Source organism: Sphingopyxis macrogoltabida, assembly GCF_001314325.1.
In the GTDB taxonomy this organism is placed as follows: Bacteria; Pseudomonadota; Alphaproteobacteria; order Sphingomonadales; family Sphingomonadaceae; genus Sphingopyxis; species Sphingopyxis macrogoltabida.
In genome coordinates this window covers 3,110,740-3,123,640 of the sequence record NZ_CP009429.1, presented here as the reverse complement: position 1 = coordinate 3,123,640, position 12,901 = coordinate 3,110,740, and the positions used below count along the sequence as shown (strand labels likewise).

At 67.1% G+C, this 12,901-nt stretch carries 12 protein-coding genes and 1 tRNA gene; 5 read left to right on the top strand and 8 right to left on the bottom strand.

The window, feature by feature from the left end:
* Positions 1–22 precede the first annotated feature (22 nt).
* The gene (locus LH19_RS15420) at positions 23–982 is read left to right on the top strand and encodes a right-handed parallel beta-helix repeat-containing protein (protein ID WP_082395767.1); all 960 of its coding nucleotides are present in this window, start codon (positions 23–25) and stop codon (positions 980–982) included.
* Between the two features lie 112 nt (positions 983–1,094).
* On the opposite strand, the gene LH19_RS15415 is transcribed toward LH19_RS15420, so the two are convergent.
* The 5 genes from LH19_RS15415 to LH19_RS15395 form a co-directional block, all read right to left on the bottom strand.
* Positions 1,095–1,601: a type III secretion system chaperone family protein gene (locus tag LH19_RS15415; RefSeq protein WP_054587356.1), complete on the bottom strand. Its 507-nt coding sequence runs from the start codon at positions 1,599–1,601 to the stop codon at positions 1,095–1,097.
* Positions 1,602–1,692: 91 nt separating this feature from the next.
* The gene (locus tag LH19_RS15410) at positions 1,693–2,034 is read right to left on the bottom strand and encodes an accessory factor UbiK family protein (RefSeq protein ID WP_054729757.1); all 342 of its coding nucleotides are present in this window, start codon (positions 2,032–2,034) and stop codon (positions 1,693–1,695) included.
* Positions 2,035–2,071: 37 nt separating this feature from the next.
* Complete coding sequence (locus tag LH19_RS15405; protein WP_054729753.1) at positions 2,072–2,620, bottom strand: TspO/MBR family protein; 549 nt, start codon at positions 2,618–2,620, stop codon at positions 2,072–2,074.
* Between the two features lie 64 nt (positions 2,621–2,684).
* Positions 2,685–3,425 (bottom strand): TlyA family RNA methyltransferase, encoded by a 741-nt coding sequence (locus LH19_RS15400; protein WP_054729749.1) that lies wholly within the window; start codon positions 3,423–3,425, stop codon positions 2,685–2,687.
* The gene (locus LH19_RS15395; protein ID WP_145923484.1) at positions 3,425–5,494 is read right to left on the bottom strand and encodes a protein-disulfide reductase DsbD family protein; all 2,070 of its coding nucleotides are present in this window, start codon (positions 5,492–5,494) and stop codon (positions 3,425–3,427) included. Before LH19_RS15395 ends, LH19_RS15400 begins: the two co-directional genes overlap by 1 nt.
* An 84-nt stretch (positions 5,495–5,578) precedes the next feature.
* Here LH19_RS15395 and LH19_RS15390 point away from each other — a divergent pair, with 84 nt between their 5' ends.
* Both LH19_RS15390 and proC read left to right on the top strand, forming a co-directional pair.
* A complete protein-coding gene (locus tag LH19_RS15390; protein ID WP_082395765.1) occupies positions 5,579–7,261 on the top strand; it encodes an alkaline phosphatase family protein in 1,683 nt (560 codons plus the stop codon).
* 37 nt (positions 7,262–7,298) lie between these two features.
* Positions 7,299–8,129 (top strand): pyrroline-5-carboxylate reductase, encoded by an 831-nt coding sequence (proC, locus tag LH19_RS15385; RefSeq protein WP_054729744.1) that lies wholly within the window; start codon positions 7,299–7,301, stop codon positions 8,127–8,129.
* 2 nt (positions 8,130–8,131) lie between these two features.
* Here the strand turns inward: proC and LH19_RS15380 are convergent, their stop codons facing one another.
* On the bottom strand, positions 8,132–8,644 hold the full coding sequence (locus LH19_RS15380; RefSeq protein WP_054729741.1) for a MarR family winged helix-turn-helix transcriptional regulator: 513 nt from the start codon (positions 8,642–8,644) through the stop codon (positions 8,132–8,134).
* 79 nt (positions 8,645–8,723) lie between these two features.
* On the opposite strand from LH19_RS15380, the gene LH19_RS15375 reads away from it, so the two are divergent.
* A complete protein-coding gene (locus LH19_RS15375; protein ID WP_054729738.1) occupies positions 8,724–9,809 on the top strand; it encodes a branched-chain amino acid aminotransferase in 1,086 nt (361 codons plus the stop codon).
* A 55-nt stretch (positions 9,810–9,864) separates the two neighbouring features.
* Positions 9,865–9,939, top strand: a tRNA-Gln gene (locus tag LH19_RS15370).
* Positions 9,940–9,953: 14 nt separating this feature from the next.
* Here the strand turns inward: LH19_RS15370 and LH19_RS15365 are convergent.
* Both LH19_RS15365 and LH19_RS15360 read right to left on the bottom strand, forming a co-directional pair.
* Complete coding sequence (locus LH19_RS15365) at positions 9,954–11,234, bottom strand: sugar MFS transporter (protein ID WP_054729735.1); 1,281 nt, start codon at positions 11,232–11,234, stop codon at positions 9,954–9,956.
* 44 nt (positions 11,235–11,278) lie between these two features.
* Positions 11,279–12,889 (bottom strand): carboxylesterase/lipase family protein, encoded by a 1,611-nt coding sequence (locus LH19_RS15360; protein ID WP_158514439.1) that lies wholly within the window; start codon positions 12,887–12,889, stop codon positions 11,279–11,281.
* Positions 12,890–12,901: the final 12 nt, after the last annotated feature.

The following is a 12,901-nucleotide window of genomic DNA, read 5'->3' as shown; positions in this document are numbered from 1 at the left end:
CCGGATCGGCTATAAGCCCTTCATGGCACAGTCTCTTTTTCGCCGGCCGTTGCTGCCGCTGCTCGCCCTTCCGTTGCTTTTCGCCCCCGCGCCGCTGCCGGCGCAGGCGGGCAGTGGACCCTATGTGGTGGCCGAATCGGGCCGCGCTTTCGGGCGGCTGCAGGACGCGGTCGACGCGATCGGCGGGGGCGGCGGCACGATCCGCATCGCGCCCGGCTATCACCGCGATTGCGCGGTCCAGACCGAAGGCCGCATCGCCTTCGTCGCGGTCGAACCCGGCCGGGCGATCTTCGACGGCGTGGCCTGCGAGGACAAGGCGGCGCTGGTGCTGCGCGGCGACGGCGCGAAGGTCGACGGCATCGTGTTCCAGAATATCCGCGTGCCCGACGGCAACGGCGCGGGCATCCGGCTCGAAAAGAGCAACCTCGACATCGTCAACAGCCTGTTCCGCAACAGCGAGGAGGGCATTTTGACCGGCGACGATGAAGGGGCGGCGCTGACCATCGACCGTTCGACCTTCTCGCGCCTCGGCCGCTGCGACCGGGGTCTGAGCTGCGCGCACAGCGTCTATACCGGTGTCTATGGCCGCGTTACGGTCACCCGTTCGCGCTTCGAGAAAGGCAGCGGCGGCCATTATCTGAAAACGCGCGGCGTGCAGGTCGACATCAGCGACAACAGCTTCGACGATACCCAGGGCAAAGCGACCAACTATGCGATCGACCTGCCGTCGGGTTCGACCGGGCGGATCGCGAACAACCTGATCATCCAGGGCCGCGACAAGGAAAATCATTCGGCGCTGATCGCGGTCGCGGCCGAGGAGCGCAAAAATCCTTCGCGCGGCCTGTCGATCACCGGCAATCGCGCGAGCGTGCCGGCCGAACTGTCCGGCAAGACCGTGTTCGTCGCCGACTGGAGCGGCGAAGCGCTGGCGATCGGGCCCAACGAATTGGGCGCCGGGCTGACGAAGTTCGAGAAGCGGTAAACCGATACCTCAATCCGTTCGTGTCGAGCGAAGTCGAGACACCCATCGGGATCGCGTAAGATCGAGGGGCATCTCGACTTCGCTCGATGCGAACGGGAAATAAAGGCTGTCTCTAAGCCTCGCCGCGCGTTTCGATCAGCGACGCGGCGAGCGCTTCGGCCGGGGTCTTGCCGCCCCACAGCACGAACTGGAATACCGGATAGAAGCGCTCGCACTCGTCGATCGCGCTTTCGATCAGCGTTTCGGTAAGGTCGAGCGGCAGCGCGGCGTCGCTGCCGACGAGCATGCCGTGGCGGAACAGGATCGTGCCGCTGTTCGACCACAATTCGAAATGGCCGAGCCATAGCTGTTCGTTGATCATCGCGAGCGCTTCGTGCGCGACCGCGCGCTTGTCCTCGACGACGCGGATATCGGGGAAGGCGAGCAACTGGATGACGCCGTCGTCGGCACGCCATACCGCGCGTAGCTCATAGGCCGTCCAGCTACCCTGCGCCGTCGCGACGATCTCGTCCTCGCCGACCATTTCGTGCGGCCAGTCGTGCGCGGCGAAATAGGATGCCAGCATCTCCATCGGTGCCGCTTCCTGGCCGTCGTCGTCGTCGTAAATATCGTCGCTCATCCCTGCCCCTTAGACCGAAAGCGGCGGAGACGCGAGTCCGCGTCCCCGCCGGATTGGGGTAACATCTTTGGGTATCGACGTTGGTGGCGCGTCAGGCCTTGGGCTTGCGCGCCGCCGGTTTGGCGGCCGGCTTTGCCGCTTTCGGAGCGGCAGCGGGCTTCGCGGCCGCTTTCGGCGCTGCCGCCGCGGGCTTCGGTGCGCCTTCGAGCTTGTCGAGCCGGGCCTTCAGCGCTTCGGCGTCGGCGCGGGCTTTCGCGGCCATTTCCTTCACCGCCTCGAATTCCTCGCGGCTGACGAAGTCCATGCGGCCGACAAATTCCTTCGCGCGCTCGCGCATCGCTGACTCGGCCTCGCGGCCGGCGCCGGCGACGGTTCCGGCGATGCCGTTCACCATCTTGGCGAGATCGTCGAAAAAGCGGTTTTCGCTCTGCATTTCAAATTCCTTCGTCGGGGGAGTGCCCCTTGCCGGCTTATATCTGGGTGCTCGCTGCGTGCGGGACAAGGGTCTCGGCGTCCGGATTGCGCTGGTCGATCTGGAAATTGAGGATCGCGGCAAAGCACAGCCACGCCATATAGGGGACGAGCAGCCATGCTGCCGCCTTGCGGATCGGCGCGAAGGCGAAGGCGGTCGCGATCGTCACCATCAGGATGAAGATGATCAGGTACAGCGCGGTGGTGACTTGATGCGCGCCGAAGAAGAGCGGCGACCAGGCGAAGTTGGCGACGAGCTGGACGAAGAAGAGGAGCAGCGCGAAGCCGCGCCCTTTCGCGCCGCGCGCGTGCAGCACCATCGCGAGCGACAGGCCGAGGCAGATATAGAGGATCGGCCAGACGGTCGCGAAAACCCAGCCCTCTGGGGTGATCGGCGGCAGGTCGAGGGCGTCGAACCAGCGGTTGCCATAGCCGCTGTTCGAGAGCAGCCCCGACAGGCTGCCGATCAGCACGATCGCGGGCACGGTGACGAGCGCCCAGCGCAGATAGGACAGGCGCAGCTGCCCCGCAGTGGCGATTTCACTCATCGACGCGACCCCACCAATTTCTTGATTCCCAACGGAAGAGGTGTCGCGGCTGGCGTGCCCAGCGTCAAGCCGCAGATTTTGTGGCCGCAATCAGGAATTCGACATTGCCCTCGGGTCCGGTGATCGGGCTTTCAACCAGATCGGCGACGCGCCAGCCTTCGCTTTCGAGCCAGCCGCGGACTGCAGCGCAGACGCGGGCATGGACGGCGGCATCGCGCACGACGCCCTTTTTGCCGACCTCGTGGCGTTCGGCCTCGAACTGCGGCTTGATCAGCGCGACAAGGCGGGCGCCGTCTTTCGCGAAGGACATCGGCACCGGAAGCACTTTCGACAGGGCGATGAAGCTGGCGTCGCAGACGATCAGATCGACGGGTTCGGGAATGTGCGCGGGCGTCAGGATGCGGGCGCTCGTTTGTTCGTGGACGACGACGCGCTCGTCCTGCCGCAATTTCCACGCGAGCTGGTTGGTGCCCGAATCGACGGCATAGACGCGCGCCGCGCCGCGGCTGAGCAGCACGTCGGTAAAGCCGCCGGTCGACGATCCGACGTCGATCGCGACCGCGCCGGTCACGTCCCAACCGAGGTGGCTCAGCGCATGGTCGAGCTTGATCCCGCCGCGCGACACCCACGGATGGTCGCGGCCCTTGACGCTGATCTCGGCATCCTCGGCGACCTGCTGCCCTGCCTTTTCGATCTTGCGGTCGCCGACGAACGCCAGCCCGGCGAGGATCAGCGCCTGCGCGCGCGTCCGGCTTTCGGCGAGGCCGCGGTCGACGAGTAACTGGTCGGCGCGCTGCTTCGCCATCAGCCGCCCGCCTTGTCGGTGAGCAGGCCGGGGGTGAGGATCTGCGGCAGGATTTCGGGTTGCGCCGCGCCCGGTGCGTACCAGAGATACAGCGGCACGCTGTTGCGGCCATGTTCGGCAAGCGTGCGCGTGATGACGGGATCGCCGTTCGTCCAGTCGCCGACGAGCGTGACGACGCCCTTGTCCTTGAAGACGTTCTGCACGGCCTCGCGGTTGATCGCGCCCGCCTCGTTCGCCTTGCACGACAGGCACCAGTCGGCGGTGAAATAGACGAAGACGGGTTTGCCGGTGGCTCGCGCCTTGGCGAGTGCGGCGGGGGAAAAAGTCGAGCCCGAACTGTTGGATGACGCCTTGATTTGCGAATGGTCGGCAAGCTGCAGGACACTGGCGACGGTAGTGGCGATCAGAACGAGCAGGAAAAAGGCCGTGATCGACCGCGATCCCTTTCCACGCTGCGACCTGCCCAGCGATAGCAGCACCGTCGTCGTCCACACCAAGAGGCCGAAGGCCGCCCAAGCACCGACGCTGCCCGTCTGCCGCCACAGCAGCACCGCGAGCGCGAGCGCGGTAAGCGCCATCGGCACTGCCATCCATTTGCGGAAACGGGCCATCCACGGTCCGGGCTTGGGCAGGCGGTTGCGGAGTGCCGGAACGAAGCCGATGGCGAGGAAGGGAAGGGCGATGCCGAAACCGAGGCCGCCGAAGATCGGTAGCGCGGCCCATGCCGGCAGGACGAGCGTCGCGCCGAGCGCCGCGCCGAGCAGCGGCCCGCTGCATGGAGTCGCGACGAAGGCGGCGAGGGCGCCGGTCCAGAAGCCGCCGGCCGCGCCGCCCCGATCCGCCAACCGCTGGCCGCCGCCGAACGAAGGCAATTCATAGACGCCGGCGAGATTGAGCGTGATGGCGATGGCGAGCAGGAGGAGAAGGAAGACGCTGAGCGGATGTTGGAGCTGGAATGCCCAACCGACCTGCTCGCCGGCGGCGCGCAGCCCGAGCAGGACGGCGCCGAGCAACAGCGCGGTGAGGGCGGCGCCTGCGGTATAGGCCAGCGCCTCCACCTTTGCCGCGCGCGCGTCGCCGCCCGAGCGCGCGAGGCTGAGCGCCTTGAGGCTGAGGATAGGGAAGACGCACGGCATCAGGTTGAGGATCAGGCCGCCGAGGATCGCGCCGCCGAGCGCGGTCCAGAACATCGCCATATCGATCCCGCTGGAGGGCCCGGTAATGGCTTTGCCTGCGGCGGGGACGGTGCCGGGTTCGAGTTGCAGCGACAGCCCGCGCCCGCTACCGAGCTTCAGCAGCGCTGCGACCGGTCCGACCGCCTCGCCCTTGGTGCGCGTTTCGACGATGATATGGTCGCCGTTGCGGCTGACATTTTGCGTGGCCGCATAGTCGATCAGATTGCGTGTCTCGACAAACAGGTGCGGCGCGTCGATCGCGGTGCTCGCGGGCAGGGGGATGGCGAAGCGGATCGTGTCGCCGCGGCGTTCCCAAGTGCCGTGACGGTCGAGCGGCTGCGGAAGCAGTGCGCGCCAGCCGTCGAAGCGTTCGCGCGACGCGGCGGCAACCGCGCCGTCACCGGCCTTCAGCGCGACCGAGATGACCGCCTTTTCGGGGACGCACACCTTGTCGGTGCAGGCAAGCCAGTTGGCGACACCCGACAGGGTGAGGTCGGTGCCGGGCACGACGCTTTTGTCGATGCGCACGTCGGCGAGCAGCGCATAGGGATGCTCATAGACATGGTTCATCATGCCGAAGAGGATCAGCGCGTCGGGGACCGGATAGCGAAAAGGCTCGACGGTGACGCCCTCGGGCGCATTCCATTCGACCTGCAGGCCGAAACCGGCGTCGCCGCCGTTCGACCAATAGCCGTGCCAGGTCTTTTCGGGCTCCATCGTCAGCGCCAGCGTCGTCGTACCGCCGGGGGCCGGCGCCGTCGATTCGGCCACCAGCTTTGGCGTGATATGCGTCGAGCGGGCAGCGGCCGACGTCGATGCAAGCACGGCAAGCGCCAGCAGCGCGAGCGCGCCGCGCCACGCCATTGTCACAAATCCGTCTTGCCTGCGTTCCATGCTCAACCCGCGCCTGCCCGTAGTTCGAGGCTTGCCATATAGGCGGCTTTCGTCGAGAGGACAGCCCGCGCTGACACCCCCCGAATGGAGACGCCGTCCGTGAAGCTCAAATATCTGACGACTGCGCTGGCAGCCGTGCTTTGTGTCGCGGGTCCCGGCGCAGGCGTGGCGCAGGATGCAGCGCCACCGGCGCAGAAAGTCACTGCAGCGACGCCGCCGCCCAAGCTAATAGTGATGATCTCGGTCGACCAGTTTTCGGCCGACCTGTTCGCGCAATATCGTGGCCATTTCACGGGCGGCCTCGCGCGGCTCGCGTCGGGCGTCGTCTTCCCGTCGGGCTATCAGGCGCATGGCGCGACCGAAACCTGTCCCGGCCATTCGACGATCCTGACCGGCAACCATCCGGCGCACACCGGGATCATCGCGAACAATTATTTCGACCTGGCGGCGGCGCGCGAGGACAAGCGACTCTATTGCGCCGAGGACGAAACGGTGCCGGGCACCAGTTCGGGCAGCGGCAAATATGCGCCGTCGGTCGATCACCTCCTCGTGCCGACGCTCGGCGACCTGATGAAGGCGCGCGACCCGAACGCGCAGGTGGTGTCGGTCGCGGGCAAGGATCGCGCCGCGATCATGATGGGCGGTCGCAAGGCCGACGAACTGGTGTGGCTCGCGCCGACTGGGCTCACCAGCTATCGCGGAACGGCGCTGTCGCCGACCGCGACGCAGGCCGGCACGGCGATCGCCGCTGCGATCGCCCAGCCGCGTAAGGGGCTGCCGCTTCCCGCCGACTGCGCGGATCAGGATATCGCGATCCCGGTCGGCGACCGGGTCGTCGGTAACGGCCGCCTCGCGCGCGACGGCGGTGATTTCCGGCGCTTCCTGGCCTCGCCCGAGGCCGACGGCGCGGTGCTCGCCGCCGGCGCTGCACTGCGTCAGGCGCGGCGGCTGGGCGAGGGGAGCACGACCGACCTACTCATTCTCGGCCTGTCGGCGACCGACTATGTCGGCCATGGTTTTGGCACCGAAGGCACTGAAATGTGCCTGCAGATCATGGGCCTCGACCGCGAACTCGGCGATTTCTTTGCGCGGCTCGATGCGACGGGGATCGACTATGCCGTGGCGCTGACCGCCGATCATGGCGGGCACGATATTCCCGAGCGCAACCGCCAGAACGGCTGGCCCGCCGCCACGCGGGTCGATACCGCGATCAATCCCGATGCGATCGCCAAATCGGTCGCCGAAAAGCTCGGCCTGCCAGAGCCGCTGCTCTACAGCGACGGGCCGTTCGGCGACATGTATCTGGCGAAGAGCCTGACCGCGGCGCAGCGCAAGGCGGCAATGGCGGAATTCATCGCGCGCTTCCGGGCCTTTCCGCAGGTCGAGGCGGTGGTGACGGGCGAGGAGCTTGCCGCACGGCCGATCTCGAAAGAAGCACCCGACAACTGGAGCATGCTGGACAAGCTGCGCGCCTCCTATAATGCGCAGCGGTCGGGCGACTTCATCGTCGTGTTGAAGCCGCGCGTCACGCCGATCGCCGATACGAGCCGCTATGTTGCGACGCATGGGTCGGTGTGGGATTATGACCGGCGCGTCCCGATGCTGTTCTGGCGGAAGGGGCTGGCTGGTTTCGAGCAGACCAATGCGGTGATGACGGTCGATATATTGCCGACGCTGGCGTCGCTGATCGGTCTGACGGTCGATGCGAGCAAGATCGACGGGCGCTGCATCGACCTGATTTCGGGGCCCGAAAGCAGTTGCCGGTAGAGAAACATAAAAGAAAACGGACAAGAAGACAGGGACCATGACGAAAACATTGGGGAAATTTGCGGGGCGCATGCTGTTGGTCGGCTGCGGCAATATGGCGGGGGCCATGCTCGACCGCTGGCTCGCGGCAGGGCTCGATCCGGCGCAGGTCGCGATCGTCGATCCGTTTGCGGCGCCGCGCGAGGGAATCGCGCATTTCGCCTCGCTCGCCGACTGGTCGGCCGCCGACGGTACCGCCGAATGGGTGATGCTGGGCATGAAGCCGCAGCAGCTCGGCGAAGTCGCGGGCGATCTCGCGCCGGTCGTGCAGGGCGATACGCACCTGCTCTCGATCCTTGCCGGCGTCTCGCTTGCTGATCTGGCCGCGCGCTTTCCCGCCGCGAAGGCGCAGGTGCGCATCCTGCCCAACCTTGCCGCGCGTATCGGCGCGGGGGTATCGGCGGTCGCCAGCCTTGGCGAGGTCGACGAGGCGGCCGTCACAGCGCTTCTCAAGCCGCTGGGCACGGTTGTCGCGCTCGCCGACGATTCGACGATGGACCTCGTCACGGCATTTACCGGCAGCGGTCCCGCTTTCGTCTTTCGCCTGATCGAATCCTATGCCGCCGCGGGCGAGCGGCTGGGCCTGTCGGCCGACGATTCGCTGCGACTGGCGACCGCGACTTTCGGCGGCGCAACCGCGCTGCTCGAAAGCAGCGGCGAAAAGCCGGGCGCGCTCGCGGCGCAGGTCGCGAGCAAGGGCGGCACGACGCAGGCCGGGCTCGACGTGCTCGACGAGGGCGGTCAACTGGTTGCGCTGATGACCAATGTGCTGCGCGCGGCGCGCGATCGCGGCCGCGAACTCGCCGACATCGCCCGCGGCGACGGCTGACCCTAACCGGGCTCGCGCCCCAGCGCCGCGATCCGGCTACGCTCGCGCGCCGGAACCAGCGCTTCGCTGACCTGCCAGAAGCCGGTCACGGCGGCCTGTCCGGCGTGGGTGTAGGCGCGGCTCATCGCGTCGCGAAGTAACACGAAGACCGATTTTTCGAGCGCGCGGCCTGCTTCGGTCAGGCGCAGCTCCTTTTGCCGCCGGTCGCGGTTGCCGGGCCGCGTCGTCAGCATCTCGCGCGCCTCGAGTTCCTTGACCACGCGGCCGAGCGACTGCTTGGTGATGCCGAGCAAGGTCAGAAGGTCGGTGATCGTCAGCCCGGGCTGGCGCGCGATGAAATAAAGCGCCCGGTAGTGCGCCCGTCCAAGCTCGTTTTCGGCAAGCCGCGCGTCGATCGCACGCCACAGCGCGCCATGCGCGAAAAACAGATATTCGATACCCCGGCGCACTTCCTCCTCACGCAAGAAAAGGGCAGAGGCGGCAGGAACTTGTGAAAGAAAATTTTCATCCGGCATAGTCGCTACCGTTGCGCGCGAGGCCGTGCTTTGGCAAGAGGCGCGCACCATTCAACCCCAGCCAACAGGTATTTACGCCATGCTCGCTCCCGCCTTCAACCGTCTGCCGCATCCCAACCCGACTGCGGACGATGTACGCGCGGCGGCGATCGCGGACCCGGCGTTCGGGCGCGTTTTCACCGACCATATGGTCTCGATCCGCTATTCGGACGACAAGGGCTGGCACGATGCGCAGGTGATGCCGCGCGGGCCGCTGGCGATCGATCCTGCGACCGCGGTGCTCCATTATGCGCAGGAAATCTTCGAAGGGCTGAAGGCTTATCGGCTCGAAGACGGCTCGATGGCGCTGTTCCGCCCCGAGGCCAATGCGGCACGCTTTAACGCCAGCGCGCGCCGGATGGCGATGGCCGAGCTGCCCGAGGAGATGTTCATCGCGGCGGTGAAGGAAGCGGTTGCGGCCGACGCGCACTGGTTCCCGCCGGTCGACGGCGGCGCGCTGTACCTGCGCCCCTTCATGTTCGCGAGCGAGGTGTTCCTCGGCGTCAAGCCGGCGTCCGAATATCAGTTCCTCGTCATCACCTCGCCAGTCGGCAATTATTTCAAGTCGGGGGCGCCGGCGATCTCGCTGTGGGTGTCGGAAGATTATACGCGCGCCGCGCCCGGCGGCACCGGCGCCGCGAAATGCGGCGGCAACTATGCCTCCAGCCTCATCGCGCAGCGCGAGGCGATCGCCAAGGGGCATGACCAGGTCGTTTTCCTCGACGCCGCCGAGCATCGCTGGATCGAGGAACTGGGCGGCATGAACATGTTCTTCGTTTTCGACGACGGCAGCATCGTCACCCCGCCGCTGACCGGCACGATCCTGCCCGGGATCACCCGCGACGCGATCATCACGCTGGCGCGCGATGCCGGCCTGACGGTGCGCGAAGAACCCTATGCGATCGACCAGTGGCAGGCCGATGCGGAAAGCGGCCGCCTGACCGAAAGCTTTGCCTGCGGCACCGCGGCGGTGGTGACGCCGGTCGGCAAGGTGACGCGCGGCGAGGCAAGCTTCACGATCGGCGCCGGCGGTCCGGGACAGGTCACCGAGATGCTCAAGAGCAAGCTCGTCGACATCCAGCGCGGCCGCGCCGAAGACCCGCACGGCTGGGTCACGCGGCTCTGACCCTTCGCTTGCCAAGCGGCCGTCAGGCGCTATAGACGCGCTCGCACCGGCCCGTTGGGGCGTCGCCAAGTGGTAAGGCAGCGGCTTTTGATGCCGCCATTCGCAGGTTCGAATCCTGCCGCCCCAGCCAGCCGGTGTTTTCCCCTATCGCGCAGGTTTGCGGGCATAGACGCCGAAGGCGGCGATCACGGCATAGCAGGCAGCCGGGAGCGCGAGGGCGATCGCCAGACTGCCCGTGACGTCGGCAAGCGCGCCGGTGGCGAGCGGCACGACGGCGCCGCCGAAAATGGCGACATTGATGATCCCCGACCCGTCGGCGGCGCGGCTGCCCAGCCGCTCGCAGGCGAGGCTGAAGATCGTCGGGAACATGATCGCGTTCATCAGCCCGATCGCCAGCAGGCTGTAACCGGATAGCGCGCCTGTCGAGGCGGTCGACACAAGGATCAGGGCGATCGCGCCGGCCGCCACGCCGGCGAGGAGCTTGCCGGGGCTGACGATGCGCATCAGCCCCGACCCGATGAAGCGGCCGATCATCGCGCCGCCCCAATAAAGGCCGATCAGCTTGCCCGCCGCCTGTTCGGGCAGCGCCATGACGCCGGGCTGCATCAGGTAATTGACGATCAGCGAGCCGATCGCCACTTCGGCGCCGACGTAAAGGAAGATGCAGAGCGCGCCGAAGCCGAAGCGCGGTCGCCGCAGCAGGTCGAGCCCGGCAAGCCCGGCGCTTTCCCCATGTCGTTCGCCCTGCAGCCGGCCCCGGAACATCCAGACCGCTGCGGCGACGACCGCAAGCGCCGCCGCGATGCCGAGATAGCCGTGGACGATCGCCTGGGTTTCCGCGGTTCGATAGGCATCGAGTTCGACGCCCGAGAGCTGGTCGGCGCTGATCGCCGCGAGGCTGCCGAGAATGAGCGTTGCGCCGACATAGGGAAAGACGGTGGTGCCGAGCGAATTGAAGGCCTGCGCAAAGGTCAGGCGGCTATGCGCCGTTTCGGGCTTGCCGAGGAGCGAGATCAGCGGATTGGAGACGACCTGCACGATCACCACCCCGCTGGCGAGCACGAACAGCGCGAACAGGAATAGTCCATAGGTCGCGCTCTGCGACGCGGGGATGAAGAGCAGGCAGCCGGCCATCATCGTCAGCAGCCCGGCGACGGCGCCGCGCATATAGCCGATCTTCTTGACCAGTTTCGCGCCGGGGATGCCGACCAGCAAATAGGCGGCGAAAAAGCAGAACTGGACCAGCATCGCCTGCGTATAATTCAGCGTGAACAATTCCTTGAGCTTTGGAATGATCACGTCGTTGAGGCTGGTGATACCGCCGAAGATGAAGAACAGGCCCATCACGAACAGGCGCAGTTCGGGCGCATCGACCGGGGCCGAAGGTTGATCGGATGCGTCGACGCCGGGGGATGCAATGGCCATATTGTCTTTCCTGAAATGCGAAAAGGATCGGGGTCACGTCCCGATCACCGATCGCGCGGCGTTTCCGCGAAGCTGTCAATGCCGAAGACCGATCGCCCGGGGCCATGCGGCAACCGGTCGAGCAGTCGGTCCAGCTTTTCCCGATCGGCGCGCCAGGGCGCGAAGTTCGTCCCCAATTCCATGATGTTGCTGGCCATTCCGGCGAAAGCTGGCCAAGTCGGGAGGCCCGGGCCATTGGGGTCGCCGTGCTTGACGAAATTGGCCCAGTATTTCGACATGGTTGCGGCGATGTCGCGATCGCGGTCGGTAAAGGGCCGGTCGGGGGCTGCGTTCAAGCTGTTGAAGGCATAGGGGATTTCGGCCGAATGGAAGGCGCCGAACAGGTCCGATCCGGGGCCGGGTTCGGCATGGGTGAAATAATAGGCGAACGCGGGTGCGCGATGCGCGCGTGCCCAGTCGGCGAGCGAGGCGAGCCCGTAGCGGCGCGTCAGCTTGCGGCCCGTCGCCAATATCGCTGCTTCGCTGTCGAGCGGATCGCCCGCCAGCAGGACATCGGTGCCCGTTTCGCCCGCCATCCGCGTCGCACGGGCGCGCACCTCCGCGGCGGTGGTGTGGAAATAGGCGGGGTTGAGGACGCCTTCGTCGGCATTCAGTCCGACGAGAACCGGCACGGCGCGGCGCCGGCCCGCCGCTTCCATCGCCGCGACCTGTGCGGGCAGGATCGATCCGTCGACGACCGGGCCGAGCAGCGGCATGCCGCCGACGTCGCCGGCCCCGGCCAGCGGGCCCGCATCGAGCAGCGCCGCCAGCCGATCGGCGGACAGTCGGCGCAGCGCCGCGACATCGGACAGCCGCGCGCGCGCCAGCAGGTCGGCGCCGCGACGGTCCGCTTCGCCGCGTTCGGGCAGCGGCACCTCGACGATGCCGCTCTGCGCGATTGCGCGCGCGAACAGCCCGTCGGCCGGTGGCGACAGGAGCAGCATATGGACCGCCATGGCGCCCGCCGACTGGCCCGCAATCGTCACCTGCGCGGGGTCGCCGCCGAAGCGTCCGATATTGCGCCGCGTCCAGCGGAGCGCCGCGATCATGTCCTGCAGCGCGAAATTGGTGCCGCCGCCGGGGTCGCCCGCGAGATCATGAAAGGCGGCAAAGCCGAAGACGCCAAGGCGGTAGTTGATCGACACGACAATGATGCCTTGCCGCGCCAGTTCGGCACCATCGTAGATCGGTACGGCGTTCGACCCCGACATGAAGGCGCCGCCATGGATCCAGACCATCACCGGCAGCGGCTTGCCGTCGGGGTTCGCCGGCGCCCAGATATTGAGGGTCAGGCAATCTTCGGAAACCGGCGGCGGCGCGACATATTCGCGCGTCCACGGACCGAAGCCGTCGGGGGTGATCGCCTGGACGCAGCCGGGGCCGTAGCTGTTTGCCGTGCGCCGGCCGGTCCACGGCAGCGGTGCTTCGGGTGCGGCCCAGCGCCGGTCGCCGACCGGCGGGGCGGCGTAGGGGATGCCGAGGAAGCGAACAATGCCATCGTCGACCGCGCCTGTGAGCTCGCCGCTTTCTATCGCGACCACCGGGACCTGCGCCCTTGCCGATGGTGCGGACAGGAGCGAGCCGAGCAGGGCGGCCAGCACAGGCAAAAGGCGCATCGACATCACTCC

Bases quoted from the DNA above. Each gene is read 5' to 3' on its own strand.
- LH19_RS15420 (WP_082395767.1), top strand. From the start codon at position 23: ATGGCACAGTCTCTTTTTCGCCGGCCGTTGCTGCCGCTGCTCGCCCTT.
- LH19_RS15415 (WP_054587356.1), bottom strand. From the start codon at position 1,601: ATGAGCGACGATATTTACGACGACGACGACGGCCAGGAAGCGGCACCG.
- LH19_RS15410 (WP_054729757.1), bottom strand. From the start codon at position 2,034: ATGCAGAGCGAAAACCGCTTTTTCGACGATCTCGCCAAGATGGTGAAC.
- LH19_RS15405 (WP_054729753.1), bottom strand. From the start codon at position 2,620: ATGAGTGAAATCGCCACTGCGGGGCAGCTGCGCCTGTCCTATCTGCGC.
- LH19_RS15400 (WP_054729749.1), bottom strand. From the start codon at position 3,425: ATGGCGAAGCAGCGCGCCGACCAGTTACTCGTCGACCGCGGCCTCGCC.
- LH19_RS15395 (WP_145923484.1), bottom strand. From the start codon at position 5,494: ATGGAACGCAGGCAAGACGGATTTGTGACAATGGCGTGGCGCGGCGCG.
- LH19_RS15390 (WP_082395765.1), top strand. From the start codon at position 5,579: ATGGAGACGCCGTCCGTGAAGCTCAAATATCTGACGACTGCGCTGGCA.
- proC (WP_054729744.1), top strand. From the start codon at position 7,299: ATGACGAAAACATTGGGGAAATTTGCGGGGCGCATGCTGTTGGTCGGC.
- LH19_RS15380 (WP_054729741.1), bottom strand. From the start codon at position 8,644: ATGCCGGATGAAAATTTTCTTTCACAAGTTCCTGCCGCCTCTGCCCTT.
- LH19_RS15375 (WP_054729738.1), top strand. From the start codon at position 8,724: ATGCTCGCTCCCGCCTTCAACCGTCTGCCGCATCCCAACCCGACTGCG.
- LH19_RS15365 (WP_054729735.1), bottom strand. From the start codon at position 11,234: ATGGCCATTGCATCCCCCGGCGTCGACGCATCCGATCAACCTTCGGCC.
- LH19_RS15360 (WP_158514439.1), bottom strand. From the start codon at position 12,889: ATGCGCCTTTTGCCTGTGCTGGCCGCCCTGCTCGGCTCGCTCCTGTCC.